This window comes from Mesorhizobium sp. ESP-6-2, assembly GCF_020164675.1.
Lineage (GTDB): Bacteria > Pseudomonadota > Alphaproteobacteria > Rhizobiales > Rhizobiaceae > Mesorhizobium.
In genome coordinates, this window is the sequence record NZ_JAIUGT010000001.1 from 11,412 (window position 1) to 23,141 (window position 11,730).

General features: G+C 64.9%; 12 protein-coding genes. 5 read left to right on the forward strand and 7 right to left on the reverse strand.

Annotation, left to right across the window (positions count from 1 at the left end; translation table 11 throughout):
* Position 1: 1 nt before the first annotated feature.
* Together LB532_RS00050 and LB532_RS00055 are read left to right on the forward strand one after the other, a co-directional pair.
* Complete coding sequence (locus LB532_RS00050) at positions 2 to 1,327, forward strand: FGGY-family carbohydrate kinase (protein ID WP_140643517.1); 1,326 nt, start codon at positions 2 to 4, stop codon at positions 1,325 to 1,327.
* Complete coding sequence (locus LB532_RS00055; RefSeq protein ID WP_140643519.1) at positions 1,324 to 2,175, forward strand: TIGR01459 family HAD-type hydrolase; 852 nt, start codon at positions 1,324 to 1,326, stop codon at positions 2,173 to 2,175. Before LB532_RS00050 ends, LB532_RS00055 begins: the two co-directional genes overlap by 4 nt.
* On the opposite strand, the gene LB532_RS00060 is transcribed toward LB532_RS00055, so the two are convergent.
* A complete protein-coding gene (locus LB532_RS00060) occupies positions 2,162 to 3,172 on the reverse strand; it encodes a sugar-binding transcriptional regulator (RefSeq protein WP_140643520.1) in 1,011 nt (336 codons plus the stop codon). The two genes, LB532_RS00055 and LB532_RS00060, sit on opposite strands and share 14 nt — an antisense overlap.
* Before the next feature lie 155 nt (positions 3,173 to 3,327).
* On the opposite strand from LB532_RS00060, the gene LB532_RS00065 reads away from it, so the two are divergent.
* Positions 3,328 to 4,128, forward strand: a complete 801-nt coding sequence (locus LB532_RS00065) for a hypothetical protein (protein WP_140643522.1) — start codon at positions 3,328 to 3,330, stop codon at positions 4,126 to 4,128.
* Positions 4,129 to 4,147: 19 nt separating this feature from the next.
* On the opposite strand, the gene ptsP is transcribed toward LB532_RS00065, so the two are convergent.
* The 5 genes from ptsP to LB532_RS00090 all read right to left on the reverse strand — a co-directional run bounded on the left by ptsP (position 4,148) and on the right by LB532_RS00090 (position 8,975).
* Positions 4,148 to 6,118, reverse strand: a complete 1,971-nt coding sequence (gene ptsP, locus LB532_RS00070) for a phosphoenolpyruvate--protein phosphotransferase (protein ID WP_140643524.1) — start codon at positions 6,116 to 6,118, stop codon at positions 4,148 to 4,150.
* Between the two features lie 52 nt (positions 6,119 to 6,170).
* Positions 6,171 to 6,551 carry a PTS glucitol/sorbitol transporter subunit IIA gene (locus tag LB532_RS00075; RefSeq protein WP_140643526.1) on the reverse strand — a complete coding sequence of 127 codons (381 nt, stop codon included), beginning with the start codon at positions 6,549 to 6,551 and terminating at the stop codon, positions 6,171 to 6,173.
* Between the two features lie 145 nt (positions 6,552 to 6,696).
* The gene (locus LB532_RS00080) at positions 6,697 to 7,701 is read right to left on the reverse strand and encodes a PTS glucitol/sorbitol transporter subunit IIB (RefSeq protein WP_140558471.1); all 1,005 of its coding nucleotides are present in this window, start codon (positions 7,699 to 7,701) and stop codon (positions 6,697 to 6,699) included.
* Positions 7,702 to 7,717: 16 nt separating this feature from the next.
* Positions 7,718 to 8,485, reverse strand: a complete 768-nt coding sequence (locus tag LB532_RS00085) for a PTS glucitol/sorbitol transporter subunit IIC (protein WP_140625045.1) — start codon at positions 8,483 to 8,485, stop codon at positions 7,718 to 7,720.
* 52 nt (positions 8,486 to 8,537) lie between these two features.
* Positions 8,538 to 8,975 carry a transcriptional regulator GutM gene (locus tag LB532_RS00090; RefSeq protein ID WP_140643528.1) on the reverse strand — a complete coding sequence of 146 codons (438 nt, stop codon included), beginning with the start codon at positions 8,973 to 8,975 and terminating at the stop codon, positions 8,538 to 8,540.
* Between the two features lie 192 nt (positions 8,976 to 9,167).
* On the opposite strand from LB532_RS00090, the gene LB532_RS00095 reads away from it, so the two are divergent.
* Positions 9,168 to 9,809: a hypothetical protein gene (locus LB532_RS00095; RefSeq protein WP_140643530.1), complete on the forward strand. Its 642-nt coding sequence runs from the start codon at positions 9,168 to 9,170 to the stop codon at positions 9,807 to 9,809.
* A gap of 86 nt (positions 9,810 to 9,895) precedes the next feature.
* Positions 9,896 to 10,570 carry an HAD family hydrolase gene (locus LB532_RS00100; protein ID WP_140643532.1) on the forward strand — a complete coding sequence of 225 codons (675 nt, stop codon included), beginning with the start codon at positions 9,896 to 9,898 and terminating at the stop codon, positions 10,568 to 10,570.
* Between the two features lie 42 nt (positions 10,571 to 10,612).
* Here the strand turns inward: LB532_RS00100 and LB532_RS00105 are convergent, their stop codons facing one another.
* Positions 10,613 to 11,662, reverse strand: a complete 1,050-nt coding sequence (locus LB532_RS00105) for a DUF930 domain-containing protein (RefSeq protein WP_224556284.1) — start codon at positions 11,660 to 11,662, stop codon at positions 10,613 to 10,615.
* Between the last annotated feature and the right edge of the window lie 68 nt (positions 11,663 to 11,730).

An 11,730-nucleotide genomic window follows, 5' to 3' on the forward strand; every position in this document is an offset into this window, starting at 1 on the left:
CATGTCGCCCGTCGCCGGCTCGCCTCTCTCGGATCGCCTAGTCATTGGCGTCGATATCGGCACCTCGGGCGCCCGCGCCGTAGCCATGCGCCCGGACTTTTCCATTGCCGGCCAAGCCGCCGTCCGCCTCGACGCATTTGGTCAGGATCCACGCAGCCCGGCGGCCTGGTGGCAAGCGGTCCGCGCAGCGCTGGCGGAGTTGATTGCGGGCATCGACCGGACCACGGTCCGCGCCATCGCCGTGGATGGCACCTCGGGCACGTTGCTGCCGGTCGACGGTGCCGGACGACCGCTCGCCGAACCGCTGATGTACAACGACAAGGTCGCCGACGACGATATACTGGCCGTGATCGCACGCGAGGCGCCGGCGGGCAGCGCCGCGCACGGCGCGACATCAGGCCTCGCCAAGGCGCTTCACTTCCAGCATCTGCAGGGCGTGGCGGCGGTGCTGCATCAGGCGGACTGGATCGCCGGACAGTTCTCGGGCCGCTTCGACATCAGCGACGAGAACAACGCCTTGAAAACCGGCTACGATGTCGAGGCCCGCCGTTGGCCGGAGTGGATCGCGGCGACCGGAATGCGCATGGATTTGCTGCCTGACGTCGTCGAGCCGGGCGACGTCACCGGCACGCTCACCGCGGCCATGGCGGATCTATTCGGCTTGGCCCGCGACGTGATCGTCATTGCCGGCACGACCGATGGCTGCGCCTCTTTCCTGGCGACGGGTGCCGCGGGGGTCGGCGACGGGGTGACGGCGCTTGGATCCTCGCTTACCATCAAGATCCTGTCCGCCCGGCCGATTTCGGCGCCGCGATACGGCATCTACAGCCATCGGCTGGGCAATGCCTGGCTGGCCGGCGGGGCCTCGAATTCCGGCGGCAAGGTGCTGGCGCAGCATTTTCCGCTCGCGCGCATCATCGAGCTCAGTGCCATGATCGACCCGGCGACCGATACCGGCCTCGACTATTATCCGCTCGCCACATCGGGCGAACGGTTCCCGATCGCCGATCCGGCGCTCCCCCCGCGCCTCGTCCCGCGCCCGGCGGATGATGCCGACTATCTCAAGGCAATGTTCGAAGGCATGGCCGCGATCGAGGCGCTCGGCTATCGCCGGCTTGGCGAGCTCGGCGCGCCGGCGCTGACTTCGGTGCGCAGCGTCGGCGGCGGCGCGGCAAATCCCGCGTGGAGCGCGATCCGACAGCGCAAGCTCGGCGTCGAGTTCGTGCCCGCCCTTTCCGACGAGGCAGCCGCCGGCACCGCCAGGCTGGCGCTGAAGGGGGCAGACAAGGCAGGGTTGCTATGCCTGAAAGAGGCCGGGCCGCTATGAGTACCGCAATGATCGAACGCCTCGACGGCATCGGGCCGCTGGTGGAGCGCTACCAGGTTTTCCTGCTTGACCAGTTCGGCGTGCTGCATGACGGCTCCGCACCTTATCCAGGCGCGGTGGCAGCGTTGTCGGCACTGAAGCGCGCCGGAAAGACCGTGGTGCTGGTCTCCAACTCCGGCAGGCGCGCCAAGCCCAACGAAGACCGTTTGCTGAGGCTCGGCTTCGAGGCCGGAAGCTGGGATCATTTCGTTTCCTCCGGCGAGGTGGCGTGGCGATCCTTCCATGAAATGGCGGCGACCGGAGCGTTGCGGCCCGGCACGAACTGCCTGTTGATCAGCCGCGATAATGACCGCACAGCGATCGAGGGCCTGCCTTTTGTGTTGACCGGAGCCGGCGATACCGCCGACCTGGTACTGATCGCGGCCAGCGAGGGCGACCGCTACGACCTCGACCACTATCGCCGGCTGCTTGCGCCGGCAGCGGCACGGCAGGTGCCGTGCTTCTGCACCAATCCAGACACCATCATGCTGACGACCGTCGGTCCCCGCTTCGGCGCCGGCCGGCTGGCGGACCTTTATGAGAGTCTGGGCGGCAGCGTCACTCGCATCGGCAAGCCCGGTCCGGCGATTTTCGAGGCAGCACTGGCGTTGGCCGGTGCGCCCGACCGCCGCACTGTGGTCTGCGTCGGCGACAGCGTCGAGCATGACATCGCTGGCGGCAAGGGGGTCGACCTCGCCACCGCACTGGTTCTAAGCGGGATATTGGCGGACGCGCCAGACCTTGCCGCAATTTTCGACGAATACGGGGCCCAGCCGGACTACGTCACGGGGTCCTTCAGCTTCCGTTGACCGCCTCGAGCATGCGCCTTGCGCTTTCTTCGTCGGTGATCAGGATCGTCGGCGCGATCAGGTTCATGGCGCCGAGCAGCGCCGCTGTCTTCTCTTCGCCGCCGGACGTGAGAATGCGGATCGGCGCCTTGCGAAGCCGATCGACCTCCACCGACATCACATGGCTGTTGACGGGATGGTCGACCAGATCGCCATTACGGTCGAAGAAATGGAACAGAAGGTCGCCGACGGCGCCACGCGCAACCAGGGCCTCGCGGTCCGCCTCCTTAAGAAAGCCGCCGCGAGAGAAGGTGGTCGCCGAAGCGATACCGCCGACGCTCAGCAGAACGGCATCGAGCACGTTGGCCATCTCAAAAACTTCCTGCAGGCCGCAACGCTCGACCAGCGCGATCTTGGTCTCGACGCTGTCGACGACGGCCGGCGTCGGGATCAGATAGCCGTCGCCCTGGAAGATTTGGGCGAAGCGCCAGGCGAACTCGGCCGGGTTGTAGCGGCGCACGACGCCCACACCGCCCAGCAGCGAAATCACCTTGAAGTCGGTGAGCGATTTGGCGCTGATGAAGGGCAGGCTCGAGAACAGCGTCTGACCCCAGCCGACGCCGACGCGCATGCCGGATTTCATCGTGTCGGACAGGAAGCTCCCGGTCTTGGCGCTGATCGCGGGGATCGGATCGGCATTGGGCGCGGTCAGCGGCGCCACCAGCGCCTGCTTCAGGCCGAACGTGCGCTCCAGCGCGCGCTCTAGCCGCACGATCTCGGACAATTCGCTCTCGATGGTGATTTTCACCTCGTTGCGGGACCTCGCCTCCGCCAGCATGCGAACGATGGTGACGCGGCCGACGCCGAGCACGTCGGCGATCTCGTTCTGCGTCATCTGCTCGACGAAATACATCCAGGCGGCGCGAATCCTGAGGCGGTCCGTACGGCTCTCGTTGACGACCTGTTCGGGCGCCTCGGTCCCGACGTTTTCACTATCGCCCTGCCGTCGCCTGCCCAACTGTCCGTCTCCCCGCTCGGCGATGTAGGAGTCCCTCGCCGATTCTCCACGCTGGTTTAATATCGCCTATTGATCTACCAATCGATAGGAACAATGTAGGGTCAGCGGCCGGCTTCGGCGGCCGAGGCCGGTAGACGTTTTCGAGGCGATCCGCGATGCTCCGACAAATCTCCAGGGATGTCCGCGTCAATTTGAAGGACCGGCTGCGCGACGTCCGCGACATCATTCGCCAGAGCCGCCACGACAGCGACAGCGATGCCAATCTCGTGCGGGAAGCAACCAGCCATTTGCCGCCGTTCCCGGGCAAAGGCATCGAAGGCCTGCTCGGCCATGCCGCCAGTGCCGTCGACGAAGCCTTGTCGATCGCCGAATCTTTTGTCCCGCATGAACGCCCGACGAAGATCGACGGAACGACCGTGAAAGGCCTTGGCATCTATTTCCCGGCCGGCAACGAGGAACGCCGGTCGAGCGCCAAGCGCGTCTTCCGGCGCGACATGTACTATCTGACCAGGACCGTGCTCGCCGCCCTGAAGATCGACAATGCCCGGATCCACGAGGCGGATTTCGCCGCCGTCCACGCCGCCATGCGAAAGCGCCACGCCGGTCTGCTGGCCGCGATACCCGCCAGACCCGCCCCCGCCGCGCTGCCGGCCGTCGCCGCTGCCTGTGCGGCGCTGCTGGTCGAGTGCCTCAACCACCGTCCTGTCCGCTTTACCGAAGCCGAACCGGATGCGATCGGCGACCGGACGCTCGACATAGCTTGCCTGGCGCCTGTCGTCCTGGCCTGCGGCCTGGCCACCACGGCCAGCGACGGTGCGCCGGAGCCCGACATGCTGGAGATCGCGGTTCTGGCGGCCGGCATCCGTCACGACCGCATCGTCAGCGCCTGTGCCAAGGCGAGCCCGGTCGATGAATTGACACCTGTCTTCGCCACCTTGCTTGCCCATCTGCCCTAGCTGCCGGTTCCGGTCGAGACTACCGCCCGGCCGCCATGGCCGTGATGGTCTTCTTGGCGCGCTGGATCGAGGCCGGGCTCATCGAGAGCTCGGTCAGCCCCATCTCAAGAAAGGCCGGGATGAGATCCGGCCGACCGGCCGCCTCGCCGCACATGCCCACCATGATGCCTGCGGCCACGCCGGCCTTTGCCGTCAACGCGATCGCCGACATGACGGCCGGGTTGGCGACATCGTTGAGCTTGGCCACGGTCGGGTTGAGCCGGTCGGCGGCCATGATGTACTGGGTCAGGTCGTTGGTGCCGATCGAGAAGAACGACACTTCTTTCGCCAGCGCCGGCGCGATCAGCACGGCGGCCGGCGTTTCGATCATCACGCCGAGATCGAACGCCGCATGCGGTACGCCTTGGACCTCCAGTTCCGCCGCGCATTCGGCAACCAGGACCCGCGTCTGCCGCACCTCCGATATGTCGGAGACCATCGGCAACATCACCTTGATGTTGCCGTGCACGGCTGCCCTGAGCAGCGCCCGTAGCTGGCGCTTGAAGATGTCGGGCCGGTCGAGGCACATGCGGATGCCGCGCCAGCCGAGGAAGGGATTTTCCTCGTCGGGAAATTCGATGCCGGCGATCGGCTTGTCGCCGCCTATGTCGAGCGTGCGCACGATGACGGGATAGGGCGCGAATGCCTTGGCCAGCGCCGCGTAGGTCTCGGCCTGCATGTCCTCGGAGGGCAGATGCATATGGCGCATGAACAGAAGCTCGGTGCGGAACAGGCCTACGCCCATGGCGCCGGCTTCCTGCGCTGCCTCGATTTCCTCCAGCGAGCCGATATTGGCGGCGACCTCGATGACCCTGCCACCGGCGAGTTTTGGCGTCACGGTCTTGAAGACGGCCAGTCCAGCGCGCTCCTTGGCCGCCGCCTCGACGCGGGCAGCGAAGTCCGCGCGGGTCGCCGCATCGGGGTCGACGATCACCTGCCCGCCATTGCCGTCCACGGCCACCTCCCGCGCGCTGCGCAGGGCATTGATCTGGTCGCCAAGGCCCAGCACTGCCGGAATGCCGTGCGAACGTGCAATGATGGCGATGTGCGAGGTGGCCCCGCCATGGCCGCACACCACCCCGCCGATGCGCTTCAGCGGCGCCCGCGCCAGGTCCCAGGCACCTATGTCGTCGGCGATCAGGATGGCGCCTTCGGGGATATCTTCGAGGCTGGCGTCATCCTGGCCGAGCAGCGCCAGACAGATCTGTCGTCCGACCGCATGCACGTCGTCGGCGCGCGCGTTGAGGTAGTGATCGTCGACCGCGCTGAAATCGGTGGCAATGGTGGAGGCGGCGGTGATGACGGCTGAGACAGCGTCATTGCCGCTTTTGATCGCCTTCTCAGCCTCGCCGGTCAGGCTGTCGTCGGCGGCGATGTCCCGCAACGCCGCGATGATGCCGCGATCTCCGGCGGACAGGGTGTCCTGCGCCAGCGCCTTGTCCATGCGCGCCTGAACGGCGGCGACGGCGGCGCGGAACCTGTCGATCTCGCCGGCGATCTCCTCCGCCTGCAGCATGCGGCCCTGTCCAGCGATGTCAGGCGGAAAATGCGCGAAGGCAGGCCCGATGGCGACGCCTTCGCTCGCCGCGACGCCGCGCAAACCGGCCACACCTGAAACAGCCGGTACGGGTTCGGACGCCAGCACAGTTTCCTCGCCCGTACTGGCGGCCGGTTGCGGATCGTCATCGTCGAGACCTGCCTTCGGATTCTCGAGATAGCCGATCAGCGCCTCGATCGCTTCGATGGCGTCCGCGCCGGTCGCCCGCACGGTGACTTCCTGGTTTTCCTTCACCGCCAGCAGCATCAGCTTGACCGAGCTCTTGGCGCTGACCGCCTTCCCGTCCTTGACCAGCTCGATATCGGATTCGAAACCCTTGGCAAGCTTGACGAAGCGCGTGGCGGGACGGGCGTGCAAACCTTCATGCACTCTGACGATGGTCGAGCGTTCCATGGCAAATACTCTGTTATGGCGCCGCGCCGACATGGGTCGCGGCGCGAATGCTTCAGGCGGCGATGGTGATGATCGCGTCTGTCTTCAGGGCGGCCACGAGCGCTTGGGTGTCGACCTGCGAAGCGCAGATCTCGCCCGGCCGCTCGGCCTCGGTGGCGCCATTGAACGAGATGACGACATGCCCCATCTCGAGCACCTTGCTCCAGGCGCTGGAGCCGACCGCCGTGATAACAGCGGAAACAGGTCCAAGGGTGATCGACGCACCCTTTTGGGGCGCGCCTTCGCTGGGCCCGAGTTCCGTCTTGTGGAGCACGGAAACCTCGGCAAGCTCCGGCGGCGAGCCATCCGCGAACAGGATGAGCACGCCCCCTTCGGCAAGGTCCGCCACTTCAGGCCCGATGGAAGTGACCCGTGTTCTCAGCAGAACCGTCATATGGCGAACCTCATTTCCTTACTTTTCTCGAGGGGGTCACGGACCCCGTGAACCCCTCTATCTCCGTGCTTCGGCGCAATTCCCCGGGGAAAGCGCTACGCGCCTTTTTCCCGGGAAAGCCGTTTCAGGCTTTCCCGGAATTTGCTTAGAACACGATCAGGCTGACGACCCAGGCGATCAGCACCGAGACCGGGCCCATGATCTGGCGGCTGATGAGAACCGCCGGGACGCCGATTTCGATCGTCTTCGGCTTGGCTTCACCGAGCGCCAGGCCGACCGGGACAAAGTCGCAGCCCACCTGGGTGTTGTAGGCAAACAGCGCCGGCAGCGCCATCGCCGGCGAAATCGTGCCGTTGGCGATCTGCGGACCGATGATGGCGACGCCGATGACCTGCGCGATGACCGCGCCCGGTCCCAGGATGGGGGACAGGAACGGCAGGCCGCAGATAGCCGAGATTATCAGCAGGCCGACGATGTTGTTGGCGAGCGGTCCCATCGGCTGGGCCAGCACGTCGCCGATGCCGGTGTACAGGATCAGGCCGATGAGCATGGTCACGAAGGCCATGAACGGCAGCACGTTGCGCACCACCTGGTCGATCGTGCGACGGCCGGCATTGAAGAAGATGCCGACCACGCGGCCCATGACGCGGCCGATCGAGCTGATCAGGCCGATCAGCCCGCCTTCGCTCGGCAGCGGCTGTGGTGCCGCGGCCGCGGTGTTGTTGCCTGGACTCATCGATGCTGCTCCCCCCGCAGTGGTGACCGCCTCGGATCCGTCCGCCATCGTGACATTGGCCGGCTTCACGCCCGAAACGTAGATATCCTCGGTGATGAACTGGGCGAGCGGCCCAGCCTGGCCGACCGGCGTCAGGTTGACGGTCGGGATGCGCTTGCGTGGATAGACGCCGCAGCGTGCAGTGCCGCCGCAGTCGACGACGACGACCGCCATCTCGCTTTCGATCGGCGGCGCCTTGAAGCCGTCGACGGCCGTGGCGCCGGTCATGTCGGCGATGAGCTGTGCCACGGGATGGATGCCGCCTCCGGTGACGGAGACGATCTTGTCGCGCTGTGCGGTCGGCTCGATGACGAGCGGGCCGCCCCAGCCTGTGGAGCCCCGGGAGATCCTTACGGCTTTGTATGTCTTGGCCATGATGTCCTCCCCGCCCTTACAGCTCGACGCCCTGGCGGCGTGCCATGATGGCGGTGATGCGCTCGGTCAGCATGCCCTTGAGCAGGATGACGACGAGGCCGACGATGGCGTACCAGATCGCCACCTTGACGTGATAACCTCCGGCGACGACACCCCGCTTCTCGAGGTCGAGCAACGCGACCAGCATGCCGCCCCAGACGAAGTATTCCCCGGGGTTGATATGCGGGAACAGGCCGAGCGGCGGATGCACGTAGGAGACAGCCGCGTCATAGAAGGCGGGCTTGTGCTTTTCTTCCAGGAACGATCCGAACGTGTAAGCCATCGGATTGGTGAGGAAGAACACCGCCAGCAGAGGCAGCAGCGTATAGCGGGTCAGCGCGATCCTGCCGGCGCCGCGTGCCAGGCCGTGGACGCGCTCCTCGCCGACCAGTTCGGTCACGGCGTAGAAGGCGGTCATCAGCACCACGAGTGTCGGGATGATGCCGGTGACGAAGCCGGCGAACACTTCGCCGCCCTTCTGGAAGATGCCGATGAAGTATTTGCCGATTGCGGTCAGCCAGCCGAGTTGCTCTTCCTGCTGCACGTTTTTCAGCTGTTCCTTCAGCTGATCGGCGGTGACCGGCGCGCTGTCGGTCTGCGCCTGCGCCAAGACCACGAGATGATCGGTGGCATGCTCGACGCCGAGCCTGCCGTGCCAGGCAGCATCCGAGACCATGGTGCCTGCAACATGCAGGTTATGCACGGCCATGTCGGCATGCTGCGCCAATAACGAAAATACAGACATTTCTCCTCCTTATGCCGCCCGCCGGTTGATCCCGGCCGGTGCGCGGCGTCCTCTAGGCCCTTGCTACGTTCAAGCCGGACAAGCCCGGCTTCTTCCCCGGCTCCGACCGTGCTTTGTCGATCTGTTCGATCGCCCGTTTCACGGCCTCGGCCACACCGGGTTCCCCCTCCCCCATAATCGCAGGGTTGGACCGGAGTTGATCGAGGGGAACACCCTCGAACTGTTGATGTCGTTTGAATTTGGTGAACACCGAGCGCCCGCTCATGATCATCATGCGGCGCACGATCAGGTCAGGCGTCACCACGACGAGCGCGATGGTGCCCTTGGCCAGCCGCCCGCGAAAATTGCCGGCCCCGACGAAGCCATCCTTGTACTGGTCGGTGACGCCCCGGAAGACGTCCGAATAGTGCCGCATCTGTAGCCAGACGCCGAGCGACTGCAGCGCCCACACAATAACCAGCAGAAGCAGTCCCCACTGCCAAATCGCCATTCGGTTCTCCTCCCGAAGCCTTCATTGAACCGCATCTTGGACGGATGCGCGACAACAGCAAAGTGAGAACATTTGTTTCCGAGAATGTCAATATGTATGATATTGACCTCGGTCACGGTCATCCACAGGGCCGTCGGCCGATTTCGGCGACGGCACGGTTGTGCTAGCCTGTCGTCAAACGGGATATGTGAAATGGAACTGCCCTTCAGGGATGAACTGGCCCTTATGCCCGACCTTCGCCATCGGTTGCGGCAGTTGCGCTGGTTCCGCGCCACATTTCGCGGCAGCGCCAAGGTGGTGTCCGACACATTCGGCGTGCGTTTTGAAATCGACGAAGCCAGGCTCACAAGGGCCTTTCTCGACTGGGTCGAGATCATGGAGGCGCAGAAGCGTTTCGCCGCGGTCGACCGCGCCGACTTCATCGTCTTTGCCGCCGGCCTCGTGCTGCGCGAACTGATACGACAGGCGCCGGCCAGGGAAGTCTCCGGCCTGAGCCATCTCGTCGAGACCGAGCAGAATGCCGGCACGCTGGAAATCGTGCGCTTCTGGCCTGAGGGGTTCCTCTACACCAATTATTGCGTTTCGGTGATTTCGGCGATTTACGAGCAGGAATTCGGCTCAGCCCCAAGCATCGACAAATGCGCCGACGACCTGCGCACATGGTGGTCCTATCGCGAGAACGTGACCGAGATGCCGGCCTATGCCGTGGCTTTCCTCGACCGCTTCCTTGGCGCCGAACCGAACTGGATCACGCCGGACCGTGCGCAATCGCGGCAGGCCATGCAGCGCGCGCTTGGGTCGGCCCGGGCCAGCGATGCGCTGCGCCAGCTTTGACACCCAGATTTTGGCGCCCGAACACCACGCTATTGAACATTTGACTTTTTGCCGGTAGCAAAGTGCAAAACTCCGGGGAGAAGCGCGTGGCGCGATCAAGGCCTGTCATTTTCGATTGCGACGGCGTTCTCGTGGACAGCGAGCCGCTGGCCGCCAGGGCCTATGAGCGCGTCTATGAAAAGCACGGCATGCAGGGCGTCCACGGCGGCATCATCGCCCAGTGCATCGGCATGAAACAGTCCGACATCATCGTCAAAATCAGGGAGTTGACCGGCCATCAGTTTCCGGCGGCGGCGGATGCCGACATCTGGACCGAGACCAGGATCCTGTTTTCGCAGGAACTGAAGCCGACACCAGGAATCGCCGCGTTTCTGGAAGTGCTTGAGGGCGACCGCTGCGTTGCCTCCTCATCCTCCGTCGAGCGCATAAACCACAGCCTGGCGGTAACCGCGCTGGCGCGGTTCTTCGGCGACGCGATCTACAGCTCCTCGATGGTGAAGAACGGCAAGCCCGCGCCGGACATCTTCCTGTTCGCCGCGGCAAAGATGGGCGCCGATCCGGCGGACTGCATCGTCATCGAGGATTCGCCCTTCGGTATCCAGGGCGCGGTTGCCGCTGGCATGACGGCGATCGGCTACACCGGCGGCGGCCACACCTATCCCGAGCATGGTGCGCGGCTGAAGGCGGCCGGCGCCGACTTCGTCTGCGCCGACTGGCAAGAGATCAGCCGGCAATTGTCCGGGCTCGGTGTGCCGGCCTAAGGGCAATCCGGGAAAACCGTACACACTTTTCCTGGAATTGCTTTAGCGAGTGGGCAGTCCGAGGCGAACCCATTCGTCGGGCGGAATCACAGATCCGACACGTAAGCCGAAGGACAAAACCCTGGTCGCATCGCTGTCGACCTCGCAGCGGAAGCCCAGATGGTACCACGTGCCCGTTGCGCGGAAAGCGACATCCGGGGCGTTGAGAATATTGCCGGCCTTCAGCGGCACGCTTGGGATCAAATCGGGGAAATAAGAGGCGTCCAGCAATTGCTGCTGCAATGCGCTGGCGCAAAGCTTGGCACCACGCTGGGCGCGCGGCACGCCGCCCATCGAGGTCGTGGCCAGCGCATCGCCGGTAGCGTCTTGCGAATAGAGCTTGCGAACGCCCGGAAGCCCGGAATAGCGCCGCGACGCGGCACTGGCGACATCAGGGGAAGCTGGGCTTCCCGCGCTCCCGTTGGGGGACTTCGGAACTTTTGAAGAGCCGGGCTTCGGCGCATTTGCGGGTTTTGGCGTCGGCTTTTCAGCCGATATGGGAAGCTCGACCTCAGTGTCGCCGTCATCGGCGGCCAACGGCGGTGCCGCAGCCGTTTGCTTGTCGGCCTCGGGCAACTCTGCCGGCTTTTCGGTGGCCGCCGGCGCGCCAGACTTGGTCTCTGCAGGCTCAGGCGCCGCAGGGGGCTTCGAGGCCTCCTCCTGGACAGGCGCCGGCGAATTGTCTTGAGCGCTGGCTCCTTCCAGGGATTTCCTGGGGCCGGCGTCCTTGTCGCCGAACTGAAAGACAGGTCTCAAGGTCTCGAACGGCGACGTCTTGCGCGGCTGCTTTTCCGGCGTAGCCGGTTCTTCAGCCTTCGTTTCCGGCGGCTTCTCGGCTTTGGGCTCCTTTGGCGGCGGTGCGGGAGCAGGTTTCGGTTTTGGCTGATCGGGCGGAGGCACGAGCGCGACATTTACCGGCTGGTCCTGCTGCGGCTCTTGGGCTGACCTCGGCAGGTTGTAGAACACCAGCGCTGCCAGGAGCGTATGCAGGATCAGCGATGCGGGCAGCGCCCACAACAGATCCCGACGCCGCTCTCGTGCCTCGTCCTTCATGCTGACCGATGTGGAATGAAATAGCGGCGGCTTCAAGCATCGGCTTTGGATTGACGCAATTTAACCGC

Coding starts and splice junctions, on each gene's coding strand:
- LB532_RS00050 (WP_140643517.1), top strand. CDS start 2: ATGTCGCCCGTCGCCGGCTCGCCTCTCTCGGATCGCCTAGTCATTGGC.
- LB532_RS00055 (WP_140643519.1), top strand. CDS start 1,324: ATGAGTACCGCAATGATCGAACGCCTCGACGGCATCGGGCCGCTGGTG.
- LB532_RS00065 (WP_140643522.1), top strand. CDS start 3,328: ATGCTCCGACAAATCTCCAGGGATGTCCGCGTCAATTTGAAGGACCGG.
- ptsP (WP_140643524.1), bottom strand. CDS start 6,118: ATGGAACGCTCGACCATCGTCAGAGTGCATGAAGGTTTGCACGCCCGT.
- LB532_RS00075 (WP_140643526.1), bottom strand. CDS start 6,551: ATGACGGTTCTGCTGAGAACACGGGTCACTTCCATCGGGCCTGAAGTG.
- LB532_RS00080 (WP_140558471.1), bottom strand. CDS start 7,701: ATGGCCAAGACATACAAAGCCGTAAGGATCTCCCGGGGCTCCACAGGC.
- LB532_RS00085 (WP_140625045.1), bottom strand. CDS start 8,485: ATGTCTGTATTTTCGTTATTGGCGCAGCATGCCGACATGGCCGTGCAT.
- LB532_RS00090 (WP_140643528.1), bottom strand. CDS start 8,975: ATGGCGATTTGGCAGTGGGGACTGCTTCTGCTGGTTATTGTGTGGGCG.
- LB532_RS00095 (WP_140643530.1), top strand. CDS start 9,168: ATGGAACTGCCCTTCAGGGATGAACTGGCCCTTATGCCCGACCTTCGC.
- LB532_RS00105 (WP_224556284.1), bottom strand. CDS start 11,662: ATGAAGGACGAGGCACGAGAGCGGCGTCGGGATCTGTTGTGGGCGCTG.